The sequence below is a fragment of the Pantoea sp. Seng genome, assembly GCF_009829935.1.
Classification (GTDB): domain Bacteria; phylum Pseudomonadota; class Gammaproteobacteria; order Enterobacterales; family Enterobacteriaceae; genus Pantoea; species Pantoea communis.
In genome coordinates, this window is sequence record NZ_SZZV01000017.1 from 110,080 (window position 1) to 131,042 (window position 20,963).

Genomic DNA, 20,963 nt, shown 5'->3' on the forward strand with positions numbered 1-20,963 from the left:
GAATTTTACGTCGCCCGTTGACGAGTTAGGGGCAAATCACCATGATCCTGGCCTTAAAGATCATGCTGTCTCTACTACCGCACTTCGATTGCCATTCTCTTGATTGCGCAGCTGATAGCGGCTTCATGACTGCAGATACGCGCTATGAAAAAAGCCGCAAACGTATTTGAAACGGAAAAACAAGAAAATTGGAGCCATCTGGTGTCAGAACTCACGAATGGATTGCTGGAAGAAATTGTCGCTGAAGTCCGTCCTTTAACGCGACAGGGCAAGGTGGCGGACTACATTCCCGCATTGGCCGGTGTCGATGCCGATCAGCTCGGCATCGCCATTGTCACACCCGATGGCCAGCGCTTTCAGGCTGGCGATGCTTCCACGCGTTTTTCTATTCAGTCGATCTCCAAAGTGCTGTCACTCACGGTCGCGTTGACGCTGTATGACGATGCCGAGATCTGGCAGCGTGTGGGTAAGGAACCCTCCGGTCAGGCGTTTAACTCGCTGGTGCAGTTGGAGCTGGAACAGGGCAAACCCCGCAATCCCTTCATTAACGCCGGTGCGCTGGTGATGTGTGACTTGCTGGAGAGTCGTTTAACTGCCCCGCGCCAGCGCATGCTGGAGATTGTGCGCAGCCTGGCTCAGCAAAGCGACATCAACTATGACCGTGTGGTTGCTCGCTCTGAATACGAGCATTCCGCCCGCAATGCCGCCATTGCCTGGCTGATGAAGTCGTTTGGCAATTTCCACAATGATGTCAGCAAAGTAATGGAAACCTACTTCCACTACTGCTCACTCTCCATGAGCTGTGAAGAGCTGGCGCGCACCTTTCTCTATCTCGCTAACCAGGGACGCAGTCAGCACGATGAGTGGGCCGTGATCTCACCGCGTCAGGCACGCCAGGTCAATGCGCTGATGATGACCAGCGGCATGTATGACGGTGCTGGCGAGTTCGCCTGGCGTGTGGGAATGCCCGCGAAGTCGGGCGTAGGTGGCGGCATTGTCGCGGTCATCCCCGGTGAGATGTGTATCGCGGTGTGGTCGCCGGCGCTGGATCACTCCGGTAACTCTCTGGCGGGCACCGCGCTGCTGGAGAAACTCACCGAGCGACTAGGCCGCTCGATTTTTTAAGCGCTTAGCTCACCACATGCGTTGGATTGCCCTGAGCAAATCCCTCGAGATTAGCTTCAATACCGCGCAACAGATTGTTCACTCCCTGCTGGCTGGCCCAGGCGATGTGTGGTGTCAGCAGCAGGTTAGGAATTTCCGATTGCAACAGCGGATGATCGGCTGCTGGTGGTTCACTGCTGAGCACATCCAGCGCTGCACCGGCAATCGCACCCTGACGCAGCGCGTGGGCCAGTTCCGTTTCATTGATCAGTCCACCGCGTGCAGTGTTGATTAGCCAGGCTGACGGCTTCATCTGCGCCAGCGCCTGCAAATCGATTAACTGCTGAGTTTGCGGCGTCAGCGGGCAATGCAAGCTCAACACATCACTACGCGCCAGCACCTCTTCAAACGGAACATAACCAGCGCGCGGCGCTGAACTGCCTTTGCGGTCCGCGTAGAGTACCGTCATGCCGAGCGCTTCTGCCATCGCACCCACCGCGCTGCCGATGTCGCCTTTGCCGACAATCCCTAAGGTCGCACCGAAAATGTCCTGAATCGGCTGGCGATGCACACAAAAATGCGACGATGCAGGCCAGGCCGCGCGCGTGCTGTTGGCGTAATCCACCAGATGGCGACGCAGGGCAAATAAGGCGGCAATCACGCCTTCGGAGACGCTTCGCGTGGAGTAGCCGGGCACATTACTGACCACAATGCCGCGTTCACGACATGCATCCAAATCGATGCAGTCGTAACCCGTTGCCGCGACACAGATGTAGCGCAGATCCGGCAACTGTTTCAGTGTTTCCGCGCGCAGCGGCACTTTGTTGGTGATGGCAATCTGCGCGCCCTTTAAGGCAGAAATAATGTCGTGCTGTGCCGTTGTTCCACGAAAATCCCATTCCGTACACCACTCCGGGCGTGTCGGCGGTGTAGGCAGCGTATCACCATCCAGCATCACTATTTTCATCGCTTCTCCGTTTACATGTTTCCGCACTGTTCTCATCAGGTTGCATTTAGGTTAACAAATACAGCGCGTAAAGTGACTTTTTTCAAAAGGTGCGAATTTTTTCTAAATTAGCCTGAGTTTCTGTAACCCTTTTGCGGCAATGGCGTTACACTTCGGCCTCAATTGTTGAATCATTTCGTCGCCGCCATGACCTTTTCACATCAACTTCGCCAGCGCCTGACTGCCTGTATCGCCATCCTGGCGGTGCTGCTGCTGTTTGTCGCGCCGATCGTAACGAAGTCGTTGATGGAACGGCAAAGCCGCATGATGGATATGCCATCCCACGGCATGACGTCTGAAATGTCGATGCATCATCACGAAATGATGATGGATATGGCGATGCCGGGCATGGACCATCACATGATGGAAGACGGTGAATTCGCCTGCGGCTACTGTGACTTGCTGGTGCATGTGCCGTTGATGATGTGGGTGTTCATCCCGTTCATCTGGCTGATGATGGTGATTTCTCGCGCCCCACCGCTGCCGCCTCTGCAGGCTCCGGTGATCCGACGCTTTAGCCCAACACACCGTCCGCGTGCGCCGCCTGCTGTTCTCTCCTGCTGATAACATCATTAACGACGCACCTTTTTGCGTCACGGCATTCTCTAACCGGAAGGAAGACGGCTTTGTCTGCTGCTTACTCTGCAGCACCGCGTGGTGCGGTGCTTAATCTACTTCGTCGCTTACATTTTTATATTGGCCTGTTTGTCGCGCCCTTTATTTTTGTCGCGGCACTCAGCGGCACGCTCTATGTGCTGACGCCACAACTGGAAAACGTCATCTACTCCGATGCGTTAACGGCACAACCCAATGGCCCTGCCCAGCCACTGTCTGCGCAAATCAGCGCGGCACGCGCCTACGCAGGTGAGAAACAGCACATTTACGCTGTGCGGCCTGCGCCAGGCGCAACGGATACCACTCGCGTACAGTTCAGCGATGCCTCACTGGGTGCTTCGCAGTCTCGCGCGGTGTTTATCGATCCTTATAGCCTGAAAGTTAAAGGCGATATGACGGTGTACGGCACCAGCGGTGTACTGCCGTTGCGTACCACGCTTGATCTGCTGCACAGCAGTCTGCTGTTGGGTGATTTTGGCCGCAACTACAGCGAGCTCGCGGCGTCCTGGTTGTGGGTTGCCGCACTGGGCGGCGTGGTGCTGTGGCTGGGCACGCGCCCGAAACGTAAGCTGAAAGCCGCGCGCAAGGGATTCGCCTTTAGCCGCCACTGGCATATCACGCTGGGTCTAACGCTGGTGCTGGGATTGGTATTCTTCTCCGCCACCGGTTTAACCTGGTCGCAGTGGGCGGGTAATAATATTGACCGCTGGCGTACGGAGTTGAACTGGCTGACACCACAGGTCAACACTTCACTTAGTAGCGATACGGCACCCGCCGATCCTCATGCTGACCATCACAGCATGCCAGGGATGCCTGATATGGATATGTCGGATATGGACATGTCCAAAATGTCGATGTCATCAATGACAAAACCGGTTGCACAGCCCGCGAAGCCAATGCCTGACAATCTGCCGGACAGTGACTGGGATCGCGTACTCAACGCCGCCCGCCAGGATGGATTGAGCGCCAGGAAGCTAGAGTTACGTCAGCCGAAAAGCGCGGACAAAGCATGGGCAGTGACCGAAATCGATCGAAGCTGGCCGACACGGGTTGATGCGGTTTCCGTGAATCCGCAGGACTTCACGATTGTTGATCACGTCTATTTCGCCCAGTTCCCACTGGTGGCAAAACTGACGCGCTGGGGCGTGGATGCGCATATGGGCGTGCTGTTTGGCTTGCCTAACCAACTGCTGTTGGCGTTCTTTGGACTTGGTTTATGCACGATGATCGTGCTGGGTTATCGCATGTGGTGGGCTCGCCGTCCGCAGCAAGCGGAAGCCAGCCCGGCGAAAACATTAACCGAAACCTGGCTCGCCATACCGCACTACAGTAAAGGCACCTGCTTGATAGTGGCGTTGGCGCTGGGTTATGCGCTGCCGGTGATGGGCGTAAGCCTGCTGGCGTTTTTACTGATCGATATTCTGCGCTGGCGTAAACAGCAACGTGTTCCGATGACCGAAGCAGAGATTCTGGCGTCGCAGCAGTCACCGCTTGGCATTATTCGCGCTCGCTTTACGGTGAAGCGCAAGGAGATGCGTAACTTCCTGCGCGGCGTGTGCATTCTGGCGGTGATTGTCGTTTCGGTGATGAGCAATGCGATTATTGGCGGAGTGATCGATCAATACGGTATCCCGTTTAGCCACTGGTCATTGACGATGTACATCACGCAGGGGTTGATGATTGCCTTATACAGCGCAGTGTTCACCGCACTGATGTCGATTCCGTTGTGGTATTTCTTCCTGGGCGAAAGCGATCCACAAGGTAAATAAGGGTTGGTGCGCAAGGATGCGCACCTCATCTCATCAACGAGACTTAAAAATCCGCTTTGAGTACCACGCGATAATGGGCTTTTCCCGCTCTCACATGTTCTAACGCGGCATTGACCTGCGACATCGGAAATTCCTCCACCTGTGGAGCGATATCCACGCGGGCAGCTAACTTGAGCAAGGTACGTAACTGAGCGGGAGAACCGGTTGAAGATCCTGTTAGCGCACGATCGCCGACAATCAAACTGAACGCCGGAACCTTAAACGGCTTCATCACCGCGCCCACCGTGTGGAACTTGCCTTGTCGCGCCAGTGCCTGGTAGTAGGGCTTCCAGTCTAAATCCACGGCTACGGTGCTGATGATCAGATCAAACTGACCAGTTAATGCATTCAGGGCTTCCGCATCGCGGCTGTTTACCACCCGATTGGCGCCCATCGCCAGAATGGAGTCGGTTTTACTGGCATTGGAGCTGAAGGCGGTGACTTCCGCGCCCATCGCACGCAGCAGCTTAATCGCCATGTGTCCTAACCCACCGATACCAATCACCCCTACGCGGCTGGTGGCGTTGATGTTATGCATGAGTAACGGCTTAAATACCGTGATACCACCGCACAGCAGTGGACCCGCAGACGCCAAATCCAACGACTCGGGCAACGGGATCACCCATTGCCAATTGGCACGAAGATGGCTGGCGAAACCACCACGGTTATTGATGGTGGAGACTTTGCCATTTTCGCAATTGACCTGATCGCCTGCGATGCAGGCATCACAGTGATGGCAGCTTTTTGCCGTCCAGCCGATACCGACGCGTTGCCCGATGCTGAGCCCTTTGTTTTGCGCCGCCTCTCCCAGCGCCGCCACGCGACCAATCACTTCATGTCCGGCAATCAACGGATAACGTGAACCGCCCCACTCATTATCGATCATCGACAAGTCGGAATGGCACACGCCGCAGTAATCGACTTCAACCTGTACGTCTTCCGCTGCCAGCGGGCCGGCATCATATTCATAAGGCACTAACGCCTCACCCGCTTGCAGAGCGGCATAGCTGGAAATCTTCATCGCTGTCCTCGGAGTTTTGCTCGATAGAGCATCAGAGTAGCAAAGTGATGAGCAATATAATGCTGAATAATCAGGTTATTAGTAAGGGGAATGCTGTTTGGAAGGACGATGCAGCTTAAGAATGGAGGGGCGAAGAATCGGTGCGCACGATGCGCACCGCAAGACTCAATGTCGGCATGGCTGCACTGCAACCTAAAGTCGGACCCTCATCTGACATTGAAGTTGCAAGGGCATGGCTGCCGACCCTATCACCATGTTAGAAATCCGCTTTCAGCACTACGCGGTAATTCGCTTTACCGGCGCGGACATGATCCAGCGCGTTGTTGATTTTCGACATCGGGAACGCTTCTACCGTTGGCGCAACGTCAGCACGCGATGCCAGTTTCATTAACGAACGCAACTGGCCCGGAGAACCGGTGGATGATCCTGTCACGGCACGGTCACCCATGATCAGGCTGAAAGCCGGAACTTCAAAGGGCTTCATCACGGCACCCACGGTGTGGAATTTACCGTGCGGTGCCAGCGCCTGGAAGTACGGTTGCCAGTCCAAATCAACCGCAACGGTGCTGATGATCAGATCAAACTGGCCTGCCAGCGCGTTCAATGCTTGTGGATCACGGCTGTTCACCACGCGATCCGCACCCATCGCCAGGATAGATTCCGTTTTACTGGCGTTGGAGCTGAACGCAGTCACTTCCGCACCCATCGCACGCAACAGTTTGATCGCCATGTGGCCAAGGCCACCGATGCCGATCACGCCCACACGACTGGTGGCATTGATGTTGTGCATCAGCAGCGGTTTGAACACGGTGATACCGCCGCACAGCAGTGGGCCGGCAGTGGTGATATCCATTGACTCTGGCAGCGGGATCACCCATTGCCAGTCAGCACGTAGATGGCTGGCGAAGCCGCCTTTGTTCATGATGGTTGGCACTGAACCGTTTTCGCAGTTAACCTGCTCACCGTTGATACAGGCATTACAGTGCTGGCAGCTTTTCGCTGTCCAGCCGATGCCCACGCGCTGACCAACTTTCAGCCCTTTATTCTGTGCGGCTTCACCTAATGCACTGATGCGGCCAATCACTTCATGGCCCGCGATCACCGGGAAGGCTGAGATGCCCCACTCGTTATCAATCATCGACAGGTCAGAGTGGCAAACGCCACAGTAATCGACCTCAACCTGTACCTCTTCAGCTGCCAGCGGACCGGCCTCATACTCAAAAGGCACCAGCGCTTCGCCTGCGTTCATCGCGGCATAACTTTTGATTTTCATTACTGTCCTCTGTTTCAGCGTTTTGACGCTCTAGTTTAGCAGAGCGCACGCCAGGATTATGAAGATAAATCAAACGATTATCCGCGATTCGTCAGAAAAGCATTTAGGGTTAAAGCGGATCGTGATTCAGTGGGCTGCGAAAAGCATGCCTCGCTGCTTCAATCAGTTGGCTGGCGGTGATTGTCGGCGGTAAACGCATCAGCACTTTGCTGGCTTGCCAGTAACACAGCACCATCTCTTCATCTGTTTCGTTTTCGGCCATTTCACGCAACCGTCTACGCAGGGTTATCACATCCAACGTTTGCTGCTCATCCACCATCTCCGCGATGGTCTGGTTAATGACCTGATGGATGATTTTCCAGGATATTTCGGCAAACACATTGAACCTCGTTGCTTATCTATTGGCTCCAGGCAAATGAATAAACCGTGCGGCGCTGACCGCACAAAAAGAGAACAAAGCTGGCATAACTATAGCCGCTTATTTTCTGAGCAAATGCCGGAACAGCGGACATTCTTGTAGTTAACGGATCTATAAAATGATTTTTATTTTGCATCGTGCTGACGACCGCAAATGTCCTTGTAACAAAAAAGCATAAACCTAAGCTGGCTGTCGTCGCCGCGCTTTGCCAAAGTAGGGCAACGTTTAACCTCGCAACAGGGAATGAATATGAGTCAAACCACTGCTTTACACGCCGATCCATTAATCTGGGGCCACGGCCCCAAAGTGTTTGAAGTGTTTCTGGAACCTACCTGCCCGTTCTCAGTCCGTGCTTTTAATAAGCTGGATGCGCTGCTGGCATTGGTGGGGGAAGATAAGATGACGCTGAAGATTCGGCTGCAATCCCAGCCATGGCATATGTATTCCGGACTGATCGTTCGTTACATCCTCGCCGCATCCACTTTGCCAGAGGGCAAAGCCGCTGCAAAACGTGTGCTGCAGGCGGTCGCCGATCATCGTGAGGAGTTTGAGTTCACCGATCACAGTCATGGGCCCAATATGGACGCGACGCCGAACCAAATCCTTGCACGTTTGCAGCAGTACAGCGGCATCGATGCACACGCGCCGTTCCTGCGCGCCGAGCTGCAGAACGAAATTAAATGGCATTGTAAATATTCGCGCCAGAACGGTATTCACGTCTCACCCACCTTTATCACCAACGGCCTGGTGCAGTTGGATATTGGCAGCGGTGATGATATTGAGTCCTGGGCACAGCGCATTCTCGCCTGATGTCGTCAGCCCGCTCCGGCGGGCTATCCCCATATTTCGCAACAGATTTCAGCTTGCACTGATTGCACAATTTCCGATAATCGTTATCTACCTAATTATATAGCGAGAAAGGGAATGCAAGTCAGATACCTCACAGCATTGATGTTAACCGCCGCCGCGGGCCTCAGCCTGCAAGCACAAGCCAGTACCGATATTCGCGTAACTTATGCTGGTTCGATGGGGAAAGTGATGGACCAGTCTTTAGGTCCAGCCTTTGCCAAACAGAACGACGGAAAATATGAAGGGCAAGGCCAGGGCGCATACGGCATAGCACGTCTGCTGGCGAGTAAAAAAATCACTGCTGACGTGTTCGTCTCCATCACGCCAGGCCCGATGCAGATCTTAAAAGATGCTGGATTGATTGATGGTGCCGTACCGGTTGCCAGCACCAGCATGGTGGTGGCGTACAGCCCTAAAGGGAAATTTGCTCAGCAGTTTGCACAGGCCAAAGGCACAGACGCTAGCTGGCTGAAAGTGCTGGCGACACCGGGCATTAAGTTCGGGCGTACTGACCCGATCAACGATCCAAAAGGCCAAAATATTATCTTTACCCTGCTGCTGGCTGAGAAATATTACAAGCAGCCGGGCATCGCCGATAAAATTCTCGGTGGCTACCAAAACCCTGCTCAGACCCATCTTGAGGGCGGCCTGCTGGCTCGCCTGGAGAGTGGTCAGGTCGATGCCGCGGCAGGTTATGAGAGTGAAGTGATATCCGCGCATCTGCCTTATGTGGCGCTGCCGGATGAGATCAACCTGAGCAACCCAGACATGGCAAAACAGTGGTATGAAACTGTCAGCTTCAGCGTCAAAGATAGCGCGGGCAAAGATAAAGTGCTGCACACTCAACCGCTGGTTTACTACGCAGCCGTGCTGAAAAACGCTCCGCACGGTGCGGCGGCGGGTAAAGCCTTTGTCGATTTCATGCTGAGTAAGCCAGGTCAGGCGCTGTTTAAACAGAATGGCTACGCCGCGCCTAAAGGCGGAGCTGTTTATCAGTAATGAAGACCGGTCACGCCACCGCGCTTTGGTTGTCACTGCCAGCACTGATGTTGCTGGCAGTGCCATTCGTCACCCTGATTGGTGTCACTCAATGGCAGCACATGCACCTTGCCTGGGGCGATGGCAGTGCCATCTCCACCTCTTTGGGATTGGGCGCGATTGCGCTGCTGTTGATCTTTATCAGCGGATTGCCGGTGGCGTGGTGGTTGTCGCAGGCAAAGGGTCGCGCACGCGCCATTGTGGAACTGTTGGTGATGATTCCATTACTGACGCCTCCGCTGGCAATGGGGATTTTACTGGTGAGCGCTTACGGACCTTATAGTGTTCCGGGGGAATTACTGGGGAAATTTGGCTGGACGCTGGTTAACAATCCTGCCGCGTTTATTCTGGCGCAATGGTACGGCGCACTGCCCTACTTCATTACCACTGCGCGTTCCGCTTTTGCGGGCGTTCCGCAGGATATTCTGGATGCCGGTCGTACCTTAGGTGCCTCACCGTGGCAAGGATTTTGGCGTTTGTCGGTTCCGCTGGCCGCGCCGGGTTTGGCCTCTGCAACAGCTTTGGCGTGGGTGCGCGCCATGGGTGAGTTCGGCATTGTCATGATTTTCGCCTATTTCCCTCAGGGCATGCCGGTTCAGCTTTATAACAATCTGCAAAATGACGGCGTCGATGCGGTGTACGTACTGCTGTGGTTGCTGCTGTTGTTTACCTTACCGGTGCCGCTGCTGTGTTTTGTGACGTCAAGACGCGTACGTTATGGCAGTTCATCAGTGGAGTCATAGCGCGGCAGGGAAACCGATATTCCGTAGCGGGTGGCCTGCAGGGCGTGCCCTGGCTATGTTGGACAGGCTAATTGAAATGACACGACAGACCATGTGCTTGATGGGCGCAATATATTGCGCCCATCATGACTTAATCAATCGCTTTCAATGCATCCAGCGCGCAAGCCTCATCAAGATTACCGCCCGGCGCACCACCGACACCAATCGCACCAATCACCTGATTACCACTTTTTACCGGCACGCCACCGGCTAACAGCAGAAAGCCTGGTACGTCACGCATATTCTGCGCGCCTGGATTGTTCTGTGCCGTTTCCATCACTTTGCCACTCAGATTCCTGGTACTCAACGCGGTGTAGGCCTTCATACGGCTCGCTTCTACGGTGTGCGGACCGGCATTGTCCATACGCTGTACCGCAGTCACTAAACCTGCGCGATCTACTACTGTCACGGTGACATTGTAATTTTTTGCTGCGCAGGACTGAATAGCTACGCTGGCCAGTTTTTGCGCCTCAGCCAATGACAGATTGGATTCAGTCACGGCGGCCTGGCTGCCAAAAGAAACAAATGCCGCCGCAGCAGCAATCAAAGAAAGGCGAATAGTCATGTGTCACTCCTGAGTTATGTTAGGTGACACTGTAAAATGAGAGCAGGTTAATAAATATTCGGGTGATCACGCGTTCTGCCAGGTAGTTATACCTGGTTAAGTTGCTGCCAGGCGTGAATCAGTTGCGCAAGATTGTCCATTTCCAGTTTAGTCAGAACTGCGGCGCGATGGGCTTCAACCGTTCGTGGTGACAGCGATAAATCACGCGCTATCTCTTTACTGGTTTGCCCGGCAATCATCAGTTGCATCACTTCGTTTTCACGCACCGACAACAATGCAAAACGCGACTGCAAAATCTGTTGCGCCTGCCAGCGCTGCGCGCGCTGTTCACTTTCATGCATTGCCTGGTGCACGCTTTCCAGCAACGGTTCAATCTCTAACGGTTTGGTGTAGAACTCGAAAGCCCCCTGACGGAACGCACGGCGACAGGCTTCAATCGTGCCATGACCGGTCATGATGATCACCGGCAGCAGCGGATGCCTTTCGCCCTTCTCTGCCAACCAGCTAAGGCCACTGATGCCCGGCATGCGGACGTCCAGCAACAAACAGCCGCGCAGCGGTTCCTGCGCTGACGTAGCCGCCTCAAATGAGGCCAAATCAGCAAAGTCGGCAACGTCATATTCCAGCGTTCTCAAGAGAAAACCCAATGATTCACGCACCGACAAATCATCATCCACTAACCAAACTTTTGCGCTCATTCCGTTACTCCGCCAGTGGGAAAATTAGGGTGATTTCCGCGCCGCCTTCGGCGCGGTTTGCCAGCCGCAGCTGGCCATTCATGCGTAACATCAAGCTCTCAACCAGCGTCATGCCAAGCCCCATGCTTTCTGGTCGCGAGCTGTAAAACGGCATACAGGCCTGCGCTAATCCTTCGACAGAAAAGCCTGGTCCGTTATCACTGATGATGATTTTAATCTCGTGCGCCAGGCGTTCTGAATTGATAGCCACCCACGCATCCGCCTGCCCTTGCTGCATGTGGATCGCATTTTGTAGCAGATTGTGAAAGACCTGTTCGAGCCATTGTTCGTCGCCGATAACACGCGCGTGGTCATGCTGAAACTGCTGATGAAGCACCACAGCGCCCGCATCCAGTTCTTGTTGTAATAGCACCGTGACTCGCCGCCATGTTGATTCAACACCGATCGCAGTCATCGCCACCGGGCGTTCGCTGACAATGTCGCGAAAACGTTGCAGCAATCCGGCCAATCGTTCAGTTTGTAAACTGATGGCACCGAGTGTCTGCGGCAGGCTATCGTGTTTGCCTTGCTTAAGCAGCAGCTGACTGGTGTGTAACCACGTGTTAATCGCGGTGAGCGGCTGGTTAATTTCATGGATGATACCCGCCGTGAATTCACCCAAAGATTCACGCCGCGTGCGCTGGAAATAGTCAGCCCGCAGACGCATTTCGACGTTTTGTCGCCAGTGACGCAATAATCCCCAACCGAGAAAACCGATGATGAGCCACAACGTCAAAGCCAGCAGGGGCGGAGCGACATGCAGCGCACGCCAATCAGGATTCGCGCTGCCTTTAATTAGAAAAGGTTGGTAGAGGTTGATAAACGGACGCTGCCATTGCCAGCGCGCCGTTTCAGAATAGGCCAAAGTTAATATTGCGGGCTGAGAATGAATATGAAATGCAAGTGCCAGCCCGACCTCTGGGGCTTGCACGGCAAAATGCAAATCCACCAGCATGCGGAATTGTCGATAGGGGTTATACAGCCAGTACCGTCCTTCGCTGGCATCTTCAAACCGCGGGCCGGTTAGCGGCCTGTTCTGTGTGTGCTCAAGCTGCACGATTTGCGGAAATTTCTTCTGCAATTCAGTGAGGTTTTCATCACCCGTCAATAATGGCAACAGAGTTTCATTCTGCGTTAAATAGGCCGCAATACGACTGAACTGCTGATGGAATTCCGCTTCACGCGTGCGCTGTTGATCCAGGATTTGTTCGGCAAGTAATGCGAACAAAGTCACCAGCGTGAGAAGTAGCCAGACCAGCCAATACCTTTTCATCCATGGGCGGTAAGTGTGAGGCATAGTTTTCCGTTGTTAAAGCGATAAAAAAGCCCTCCGGGTCAGGAGGGTTGTCGATACTGCACCAGCATCCATTCATGGTTTTGCAACGTTGTAACCTGCCCACCCATTGGATTCAATCTGTTTTACTGGTTTAGCGCTGATTTCAGAAGTCTACCTGGTACGACTTTGATTTAGATTGGCTTTTTCCCGAACGGTAAGCGACTCTGCGTGATCCTGTTGTATGAGTTGATAACGAAACATCAGCTGTTTTAACAGTAATCCCGTCTGCGTTTGTTCACTCAGCTGATCACCATTACCCTCGGCATAACGTCGAAGTTGCTCTTCAACCGGAATCTGCTGGTTAAAGGCCTGCATCGCGGAAAAAATCCCCGTTTTAAGCTCACTCACCGTGAGATATTTTCCTTTAGTTTTATCCAGTCCATTGAGTTGTTCAGCCATATTTTCCAACTGCGCCATACCACGATGCCAGCTCTGTAATTTTTCCAACGATATCGCTTGTTTCTCTCTGCGCTGTTGTTCGAGCAGGGCTTGAGAGGCCATCAAGTGCTGATGCTGTTCGTATCGATACCAACTGCCACAGACAAAGACTAAAACGCCAGCCAGTAAGGCACAGCAGGCCCCACTCACAAATGATTTTAATGATGAAGCCGTTGTGGGCGCGTCTTGCTGCTCATCCGCATCAGGATAGACCACATAAACGCGAGCCGGATGGCTGTGGTGTTCACTGTTGAGTGCTGCCGGAATAAGCTGTACCGGAGAGGGCAGTCTTTCTTGAAGCTGCGTTATGGAGTGTTTGACCTGATGCAATAACGTATTGGCCTGCGCGAATTCCCTGATACCAAAACGTAACAACGCTTCACGCAAGGATATCAGCAACCGCTCCGTTTCTAATAGCTGCGCCGCCATCTCGCTGCCCACCACCTGCCAGCCACGGTAAAGACTTTGCAGACGTCGAAACATCACGCTGAGGATATCGGCGCGCGCATCAATCGCCAGCGGCCAGAAAATCGACCACTGATGTACCACCAGCGCGTCAATCAGATTCAAGCCTTCATTGAGCCCCCTCAAACCCGCGTTGTTGGCACGCGCCAAAGTGAACCAGGCCGCACTCTGCAACTCCAGTCCATTTTGTTCAAACAACCCCAGCGTGAGTCTCTCCACTTTCCCCCAATCAACATCGGGCCGGGCGGGATGCGTCAGCTTACTCATCTCTTCCCGCAACTGGGAATAGCCTGGTAAGGTGCGCGGATCTGCACCGGTTTTAATCACCTGATTCATATTCAGCAACCTTCCTTGTTTATCCCGTCAAACCACTGCCCATTAACTGTTGTTGCTTTAAGTGACGCAGCAACACTCTGCCCTCTGGTTTGAATTCCGTGCCGTAGCGCACCAGGCCAATACCGGTGAGTTCGGCTTCAATGGCGTAGCGCAATTCGCCTGGCACCGTTTGTTCCAGCAATGCCACCTCAATACGCTTGAGGCGCGGTTCGTACTTCAGCAACACGCTTGAAAAGGTGTGAAGCAGCTGGTGCGCAGTGCCCGGCATCCCCTGCAGGATGCGGGTCATATCCGGCAAACCGTAGTCGGGGATGTGTGCAATTGAACCAGCGCGGGTGTTGAGGATGCGCTGCAGGTTATCCAGCACCGAAAGAATGACCTGGTCCCGTTCGCTAACGGCATCGAGCGCCAGCCCGCCACTAAAATTGCCGTAAAGGATCTCATAAAGTGAAGGCATCATCAGGGTCTTTTAGCCTTTTCCGCGACCAAAGTCAGTGTACCGTCACCCAGTTCAATCACGCGCGCGTTGTCCGGATCGAGGTCATTGCGGGTCAGTAAGATTCGCCACTTATCATCCTGCGTGTCTGGCGACAGGAATAGCCCAGCCACTGCCACGAATTCCGCCTTATCGTCCATCGGCATATCAATACTGACTGACTCACCCGGGCGGATGCGGATGTCCTTTTGTGCCAGCAGGTCCGCCTTCAGAACCTGACTGTCAGCAGTGAATAGCGAGGGGTAGTCTGAGGCGTCAAAAGCGCTACTGTCCTTCAGTTGCCAGATGCGCACCACGGTTGAGAGCGCAGCACCCTGTGCGTTGCGGTTTGCCCCTTCACGGGCGCGAAAATCGAGATGCAGTGTGCGTATTTGCTTGAAAAAAATGGATTTTGTTACGGAGACGGTGCCCTCTGATACTTTCTGCGTCAGACCGCAGCTGCTGACGCTCAGTGCCAGCATAAGAGGGATAAGCGTTTTACCAGCGATAGTCGCCCTGTTCATCGGTTTCGATCCTTGAAGGTTGCACCCGGACGCGCTGATAGCGACCGAGCTGTATGGTTATCTGGTTAGACTCGCGGGAGCCCGTGATTTGTGTCAGAGGCAGCACCGCCGTGCGCCCGAGTTGCTGCGCCCCCTCCTTCCGGCAGCTTAGCTGTGCATCAGGCATCATTGCGCGGTAAACGCACAGCTCCAGTCGCGCATCTAGCTTTGATCCCAGGTAGACGTGCAACAGCGCCATCAAGTCGCCGTGCAGTTGCCCGCCGGGGAGCCATCCCCGGACTTCCTCAGGGTTGCCGGTGAACAGCCTCAGCAATACCTGACCGTTGACGTCTGTGGCATGCGTCCCCACCACCGGTCGATGCGTCAGACTGACAGGGTGGCGCGTTCTCATATTCAGTATGGTGGATTGGGGAATACGACGTGAATCCCAGGGCACGACCTGCGCGCGCGTGTCCGGTGCCAGCAGCTTCACTAGCGAGGAGACTCCTTCGGCGGTTCGACCGGGCAGCAGCATCACCGGCAGCAGCGCAAGGAAACGCGAGACCGGCGTCGCGATATTCTGCGCACAGCCGCTTATCCCCAGACCCGCCAGCCCCAGCAGGTACTGAGAGGTGTCATCGGTGCCACCAGGAGCGAAAGTTGCCGGGTAAGTGTATTTGCGCCAGATGCGGTAAAACTGGGTGGTCAGGCGGTGGCTGAAGATGTCCAGAAAATCCTGTGTGGCCTCGTGCCCTTCGCGTTGCCGCGTCACATCATCAATGTAATGCGACGGCAGCGGAGACGCCGTGCCATAGAGCCCCATGAAATTAATGCGTACCGTGGGCGGCAGATGCGGATGAGCGGGCGCTTCTGCACCGCGAATTTCTCCTGCCGGAAAGCCCATGCCGGGATGAGGCCGGAAGCGCACTGGCTCGTGCCGCACCTGCCAAGTGCTGCCCGGCACAGGTGCCTCGGGATCGCTCCTTTCCAGAAGCTGACAGAAGCGGTAAAAATTCATATAAGGCAGCCGGTCACCCAGCCGCGCGATTAGCCGGGCAGGCGCTGACTGTGATTCTCTTTCCACCGGATGCATTTTCCTTCAGGCCGGATAATCAAGGAGAGCTGAATGAACTGGTTCATGTCTGCATAAAGCGACAGGAAGCGGTTGAGCATCTCGCCAAACAGATGTATATCGCCATCACCGCTAAAACCGCTGCTGTCGAGCGTCACCTCAATGTCAAGACCACGCAGCAGGTAACCAGACTCAAACCGCTGCAGACGGTGATGCTGTACGTCAAGAATCGCATCCAGCCTGCGGTTGCAGAGTTCGTCATCCTGCCAGTTGTACAACGCCAGCGTGCCGCGCAGCACTTCTGCGCTATTCATCATATTGATGAAGCCGGAACCGAGGTGGCTTAGCACCCGCCAGTGAAAGCGGTCCTCAGCAGGTGGATAAGCAGGAAGTGTCGGACGAGTCAGATTGCGCACCGTGACAGGGGTCTGCAACACCTGTTCGCAGCGGTCCAGCAGGGTGCTTTGCAGCGCACGACGGGGAAGCTGCCCGTTGGTGCCGGTGATACGCAGCGAGAGCGTATCGCGGGAAAGCTCCTCCCCCTCCTCCCACTGCTGACCGCCGAGTATCAGCCAGGTGTCGTGCATCCCGGTCACGCCTTTTCGAACGCGCGTATGAAAATAGCGCTCAGGTGCGAGGCGTCGCATCATGCCGCCCCGGTGCCGGAAACTGGTGAACGGAACGTATTCAGCCGCACCGGTCAGCCCTGAACCGCTGACTGCATCCACCGAGTAAATCTCGGTATGTCCGTCCTGCAGGCGCTTCGCGCGCAGCAGGTACTCGCTCTCCAGTCCGTTAACCGTCAGCGGGTCAGCTTCCAGCGTGAACAGGTTAATCACCGGTACGCAGTGCAGTTTCAGCGAAGCATCGGTCACCGGCAAATCACTCTGCCACGCCTCACTGAATACCACCTCAATATCGAACCCCGTGAGTCCGGGTGGAAGAGGGATAGCTTCCAGTCCGTTCAGGGTCACAAAGCGAAACTTCTCCGGGAAGGTGAAGTACTCCAGCAGCAGCTGATAGCCGCTGAAGGCGCTATCACCCTTTGGCCATAGTCTGTCGTCCTCACCAAATCCACCCGGGCTGAACCAGGCGTTGAGGGCGATCCGCTCCTGCTGCCCGGCCAGGCGGACGTATATCGCGGCCTGACGGCGGGTCAGCCTCTGATGCAGCGCGGTCGCCACGGGCACGTCTTCTCCCAGCCACAGGCTGAGATGACGCAGATCACACTGGCTCCAGTCCGCCTGCCCGCTGCTGGCTATGCGCAGACGCAACACGGAACGTCCGTCCGGCTCGGTGCCCATGACCACGCCTGAGATTGACAGCGGATTAAGCGTAACCGGCTTTGTGGTGCGGTAGTGGCAGACAGTATTTTTGGGGCCTACCGGGCGGGAATACACCTCCAGCCCGGCGGGAGCGGTCTCCGCCATTTTCATTTTCGGCAGATCAGGCGAGAGAGCCACCACGCTGAGTGAAGGGATCGTGCGCAGTTAATGCGGCCAGAGCATGCTGACCAACCCTTCGGTCAGCTCCGGCAGGTCATCGTCAATTTTCTGACGCAGTCGACCGACGGAAAAAGCAAATCCTTCAAGCAGGCGCTCCACAAAAGGATCCGGCGTGCCTGCACGGTCCAGGTTGAGCATGGCGGCGCGGTCAGGGTGAGTTTCGGCAAATTCTCTGGCGGCGTCGCGCAGATAGCGCATTTCGTTATCGTAATAGCGTAGAGTTAAGTCTTTCATAATAAAATTATTTCTGTAAATAGACTGTATCAACTGGAAGTTATTGTGGGGCAATTAAAATCAATGTAGCTGAATGTTTTATGCGATATAAAACCGACCCTTTTTTTCAAATGAATTTAACTTTCACTCACTACAGTTCGCTAAATGATTTGTTCGAGCAATCTTAATCAAAATTAAAAACTAGAGAAAACACTATGGCTTGTCAGGTGCGTCGGAGCTAATCGATTTGCCAGTGACTTTATATCGCTCGACTAAGAATAAGATTAAACAAACAGCACCTACCACAGTTCCTACGTTCCAGAATGGAAGCAATAAAATATCAAAAGCCATCTGTACTTTGATGTTATTATTTAGCACGCCATATAAGCCCAGAATTGAAAGGAAGATTAAAACTATTGGAAGGATTGCAAAGAGCATTGAAAAAGCAGCAAACTCTGGGAATATACCTATCAACATCCCACCAAGGAAAAAACTCAACACACCTCCAATAAGGAATAGGATTGAAACCATAAAATTGACAACACGAATCAATGAAAGCATAAATCCACCTTGGTTATTAAAAACATATTAGATATGAGTAAATATGGCTTAATTACCACACTTAGTCGTTAGCGAAATACTCATCCACAAATTGCAACAGACTTTGCGGGATCAAGTCTAATAAGACCTGAAATCAATAGCTCAATTTCCTTATTTGTTTGTAGCTTATCTGCACCCCCTCTAACTGCTCGTGCACGCAGCATTTTGAGTCTGCGAGACTTCACTTCAAACAGCAGAGACGGCTCCCATTCGCTTAGTACCATGTTCTCCGCTTGCGTATCGAGCGCACATAGCAGATGAAGCGCCATTTCCTGACGGCCAAAATGCTCGGCAAGTCTGGCCATCAGCAAACGTAATAACCACTGCTGGCGAGGTGACGTTATGCCGGGCGTTGCTGCAGCCAGGCCAGCGCAGCTTCAATGCCCTCCCTGTCTGCCAGGTCAGTGGCCTCGCTCTCCAGCTGCAACACATCATCCTCTGCGCCAGCAGTCACAGAGACAGCCTCCGATCCAAACACTCCCGCAGACATCAGCACATGCTGCTGGATCCAGCCCATGGTGACCTCATCCGCAAACGGCATTCCGTCACTGAAGGCCAGCGTCTCCAGCCCGTTGAGGCGCGACAGCAGGCCCTTAAGGTCGTCCTGAACAATCGCCGCCAGCGTCGCATTGCCCGAGCGCAGCTGCGCCTGGTGCTGATACCACTGCAGGTCAAGCCAGAAGTGATTGCCGCCCCGGCTGAATAGGCTGTCGGCCTGCTCGGCCAGTTCGGCCCAGCTCTGCTGCAGCCACAGGCGCTTGAGCTGTGCGCGCTGGTCCGGCTTGGGTGGCTCGATACGGCTTTTGCCGTCGCCGGACAACGGTGGCAGTTGGCTGAGCGTGTCATGACGGATGGTTTTCATCAGCCTATGCGCGGCCAGCCATCCGCCTGGCTGATCGCGCAGATAAGCGGCCAGCGTTCGTGCCTGGTCCAGCAGATCACGCCCGGAACTGATAGCCGCCAGAGCGGGGGCGGCGGAGGCTGAAGACGACTGGGATGCGGGACCGTCTGCCGCCGTCTGGGGCACAACCGCATCCGGGCCGCCTGCCCTCAGCAACCTTGCCTCCAGCGCGCCGTAAAGGCTACCAAGGCCGGCCCCGCCCTGCGCTCTGCATACGTCATCAATCACCAGCAACGCCGCCACGGTACGCTGTGCCGAAGATGTCATCACTTCGGGATAGAGCGTCAGCGTATCCAGCACGCGCGCGCTGGCGGGAAAGCCCAGCGCCGCCTCACGACTGCGCGCCCGCTGTGGATGCAAAGCATCACCGAAGCGCTGCAGCAGGCCGGCAAGCAGGGCCAGACCGTCGGCAAACCCTTCTTCACCGTCTCGTTGCAAACGCGCCCAGCAGTACCAGACTGCCACGCGGATGTCTTTGGCTTCCGTCGTCAGTACCTGTTCCGCCAGCGCACAGATAAGCGTCGTATCCGCGCCAGACAAACGGTTCATCTCTTCCTGCATCTGCTGGAACGCATCGTTGTAGGTCGGGTCTTCCCCTGTAGCGTGAGTGTCCGCCAGGGGCTTCAGCCACGGCTCCCACAGCGAAACAGACTCCGTGGCCAGCACCCGAAGATGGTCCACATTCGCACCGCAGGCATTAATCAGGGATTGCAGGGTCATGAGTCTTCCTCGCTGACAAAAGTTTCATCCGGCACGTCCGGGGCGTTACTGATAATGAATATGTCTGCCGGGAGCGTGAAGTTGCGCAGCTTCAGCAGCGCCAGCGGCCCCTCACCCGCTTCTGTTCGCAGAATGTAGTTCAGCGGGCGGCCGTCGGGAGCCTGCCAGGTGAGCCGCCAGCTGCTGCTGATGCCCGGATTGGCGCTGACCTGAGCCTTATCTAGCAGGCGAATCAGACCCCAGCTGCCCGGCATGTCGCCGTACTGGCGGGTGCCGGCCTTCGTGCTTATCCAGCTCAGTGATGCACCCGGCGCTTCTGTGTCGGCAGGCCAGGTGAAGCGCTTCCACACCGGCTGCTGATTCATGTAGGTGAGCTTCTGGCTGTCGATAATCAGGTCTGTCTGCATAACGTCTGCGGCCGTGCCGGGGCGCAGCTCAAAGTGCAGCCCGGCCTCACCGTTGGTGAACACCACATCGGAAATCCGGCTCAGTTGATTAAGCGCCTGCAAAAAGGCCGGGTTAAAAGTCAGCCCCTGGGCGTTGATGCTGTCCGGTATCCAGCGCGTGCCTTCGCGGTGCAGCACACCGCTCAGACGCGACTGCAGGAAGCGGGTGATGCGACCGTTGTCCGCATTCAGATATTTCGCCAGCAGCGGCAGTGACACTTCACTGCTGACATTTTTAAACGGATAACGGCCGCCAAACGCGCTGTTCCACTCGTTCACCATAGCCTGCTGCCACTGGGCGTTCAGGCTGCCCGCAGCCGGCATCAGCACCTGCTGCCAGGCCTGCTCCATCGGGCGCACAAACACCGTCTGCCCGAAGCCGCTCCACTCCTGCCCCAGCCCGGCGGCCACCAGGCTGCCGTAATCGCGCGTGTCCGTCAGGTCAACTGTTTTCCCCTGAAACACCGTCTGCGCCAGCGTCTGCGTCATGGCCTGCGGGTCTGCAGCGTTGGTGACCTGCTGCAGGCGCAGACGCACCTGAGTCACGCGCGTCAGGAAGGTGCGCAGGCTCATACTGCTGCTGCCCTGACTGTCAGTCAGCGCCAGCAGAGGGCCGAAAGTCGCATCGAGTGGGCCGCTCGGGCCGCTGTTCTGGTCAATGGCAGGGCGCTTTTCCCTACTGAGCAGGTTCTGCGCAGACTTCACCAGCGAGTCAGCAATAGCATCCCCACTCTGCC

General features: G+C 55.1%; 19 protein-coding genes and 2 pseudogenes. 6 read left to right on the plus strand and 15 right to left on the minus strand.

What is annotated here, in order from left to right; translation table 11 throughout:
- Positions 1 to 198: 198 nt before the first annotated feature.
- On the plus strand, positions 199 to 1,125 hold the full coding sequence (glsB, locus tag FD737_RS17685; RefSeq protein WP_160834171.1) for a glutaminase B: 927 nt from the start codon (positions 199 to 201) through the stop codon (positions 1,123 to 1,125).
- 4 nt (positions 1,126 to 1,129) lie between these two features.
- On the opposite strand, the gene FD737_RS17690 is transcribed toward glsB, so the two are convergent.
- The gene (locus FD737_RS17690) at positions 1,130 to 2,071 is read right to left on the minus strand and encodes a D-2-hydroxyacid dehydrogenase (RefSeq protein WP_160834155.1); all 942 of its coding nucleotides are present in this window, start codon (positions 2,069 to 2,071) and stop codon (positions 1,130 to 1,132) included.
- Between the two features lie 186 nt (positions 2,072 to 2,257).
- Here FD737_RS17690 and FD737_RS17695 point away from each other — a divergent pair, with 186 nt between their 5' ends.
- Positions 2,258 to 2,674: a DUF2946 domain-containing protein gene (locus FD737_RS17695; protein WP_160834172.1), complete on the plus strand. Its 417-nt coding sequence runs from the start codon at positions 2,258 to 2,260 to the stop codon at positions 2,672 to 2,674.
- A gap of 62 nt (positions 2,675 to 2,736) precedes the next feature.
- Entirely contained in the window at positions 2,737 to 4,494 is a 1,758-nt protein-coding gene (locus FD737_RS17700; RefSeq protein WP_160834156.1) for a DUF2534 family protein, read from the plus strand.
- Positions 4,495 to 4,537: 43 nt separating this feature from the next.
- On the opposite strand, the gene FD737_RS17705 is transcribed toward FD737_RS17700, so the two are convergent.
- The 3 genes from FD737_RS17705 to FD737_RS17715 all read right to left on the minus strand — a co-directional run bounded on the left by FD737_RS17705 (position 4,538) and on the right by FD737_RS17715 (position 7,206).
- The gene (locus tag FD737_RS17705) at positions 4,538 to 5,554 is read right to left on the minus strand and encodes an NAD(P)-dependent alcohol dehydrogenase (RefSeq protein ID WP_160834157.1); all 1,017 of its coding nucleotides are present in this window, start codon (positions 5,552 to 5,554) and stop codon (positions 4,538 to 4,540) included.
- Between the two features lie 256 nt (positions 5,555 to 5,810).
- Positions 5,811 to 6,827 carry an NAD(P)-dependent alcohol dehydrogenase gene (locus FD737_RS17710; RefSeq protein ID WP_160834158.1) on the minus strand — a complete coding sequence of 339 codons (1,017 nt, stop codon included), beginning with the start codon at positions 6,825 to 6,827 and terminating at the stop codon, positions 5,811 to 5,813.
- A 109-nt stretch (positions 6,828 to 6,936) separates the two neighbouring features.
- Positions 6,937 to 7,206, minus strand: coding sequence for a hypothetical protein (locus FD737_RS17715; protein WP_160834159.1), 270 nt, complete (start codon positions 7,204 to 7,206; stop codon positions 6,937 to 6,939).
- 288 nt (positions 7,207 to 7,494) lie between these two features.
- Between FD737_RS17715 and FD737_RS17720 the strand changes: the two genes are divergently transcribed.
- The 3 genes from FD737_RS17720 to FD737_RS17730 all read left to right on the plus strand — a co-directional run bounded on the left by FD737_RS17720 (position 7,495) and on the right by FD737_RS17730 (position 9,875).
- Positions 7,495 to 8,055 carry a hypothetical protein gene (locus FD737_RS17720; RefSeq protein WP_034830218.1) on the plus strand — a complete coding sequence of 187 codons (561 nt, stop codon included), beginning with the start codon at positions 7,495 to 7,497 and terminating at the stop codon, positions 8,053 to 8,055.
- Between the two features lie 114 nt (positions 8,056 to 8,169).
- Positions 8,170 to 9,093, plus strand: coding sequence for an extracellular solute-binding protein (locus tag FD737_RS17725; protein ID WP_160834160.1), 924 nt, complete (start codon positions 8,170 to 8,172; stop codon positions 9,091 to 9,093).
- Entirely contained in the window at positions 9,093 to 9,875 is a 783-nt protein-coding gene (locus FD737_RS17730) for a molybdenum ABC transporter permease (protein ID WP_097118725.1), read from the plus strand. The genes FD737_RS17725 and FD737_RS17730 overlap by 1 nt, the downstream gene beginning before the upstream one ends.
- A 130-nt stretch (positions 9,876 to 10,005) precedes the next feature.
- On the opposite strand, the gene FD737_RS17735 is transcribed toward FD737_RS17730, so the two are convergent.
- From FD737_RS17735 to FD737_RS17785, 11 genes and pseudogenes are all read right to left on the minus strand, one after another.
- Positions 10,006 to 10,479, minus strand: coding sequence for a heme-binding protein (locus FD737_RS17735; RefSeq protein ID WP_097118724.1), 474 nt, complete (start codon positions 10,477 to 10,479; stop codon positions 10,006 to 10,008).
- Positions 10,480 to 10,565: 86 nt separating this feature from the next.
- Entirely contained in the window at positions 10,566 to 11,177 is a 612-nt protein-coding gene (locus tag FD737_RS17740) for a response regulator transcription factor (RefSeq protein ID WP_045834320.1), read from the minus strand.
- 4 nt (positions 11,178 to 11,181) lie between these two features.
- A complete protein-coding gene (locus FD737_RS17745; protein WP_160834161.1) occupies positions 11,182 to 12,513 on the minus strand; it encodes a sensor histidine kinase in 1,332 nt (443 codons plus the stop codon).
- Positions 12,514 to 12,663: 150 nt separating this feature from the next.
- Positions 12,664 to 13,791 carry a VasL domain-containing protein gene (locus FD737_RS17750; RefSeq protein WP_097118722.1) on the minus strand — a complete coding sequence of 376 codons (1,128 nt, stop codon included), beginning with the start codon at positions 13,789 to 13,791 and terminating at the stop codon, positions 12,664 to 12,666.
- 19 nt (positions 13,792 to 13,810) lie between these two features.
- Positions 13,811 to 14,251, minus strand: a complete 441-nt coding sequence (gene tssE / locus FD737_RS17755; protein ID WP_097118721.1) for a type VI secretion system baseplate subunit TssE — start codon at positions 14,249 to 14,251, stop codon at positions 13,811 to 13,813.
- On the minus strand, positions 14,251 to 14,790 hold the full coding sequence (gene tssJ / locus FD737_RS17760) for a type VI secretion system lipoprotein TssJ (protein WP_097118720.1): 540 nt from the start codon (positions 14,788 to 14,790) through the stop codon (positions 14,251 to 14,253). Before tssJ ends, tssE begins: the two co-directional genes overlap by 1 nt.
- The gene (tssG, locus tag FD737_RS17765) at positions 14,765 to 15,862 is read right to left on the minus strand and encodes a type VI secretion system baseplate subunit TssG (protein ID WP_160834162.1); all 1,098 of its coding nucleotides are present in this window, start codon (positions 15,860 to 15,862) and stop codon (positions 14,765 to 14,767) included. Before tssG ends, tssJ begins: the two co-directional genes overlap by 26 nt.
- Positions 15,817 to 17,580, minus strand: a pseudogene (gene tssF / locus FD737_RS17770) (type VI secretion system baseplate subunit TssF). Before tssF ends, tssG begins: the two are co-directional and overlap by 46 nt.
- A gap of 192 nt (positions 17,581 to 17,772) precedes the next feature.
- Complete coding sequence (locus FD737_RS17775) at positions 17,773 to 18,120, minus strand: hypothetical protein (protein ID WP_202404593.1); 348 nt, start codon at positions 18,118 to 18,120, stop codon at positions 17,773 to 17,775.
- Positions 18,121 to 18,200: 80 nt separating this feature from the next.
- Positions 18,201 to 19,780, minus strand: a pseudogene (gene tssA, locus FD737_RS17780) (type VI secretion system protein TssA).
- Positions 19,777 to 20,963, minus strand: a 1,187-nt coding sequence (locus tag FD737_RS17785) for a type VI secretion IcmF C-terminal domain-containing protein (protein WP_304622101.1), incomplete at its 5' end; no start/stop codon positions are given. The gene FD737_RS17785 and the pseudogene tssA, both read right to left, overlap by 4 nt.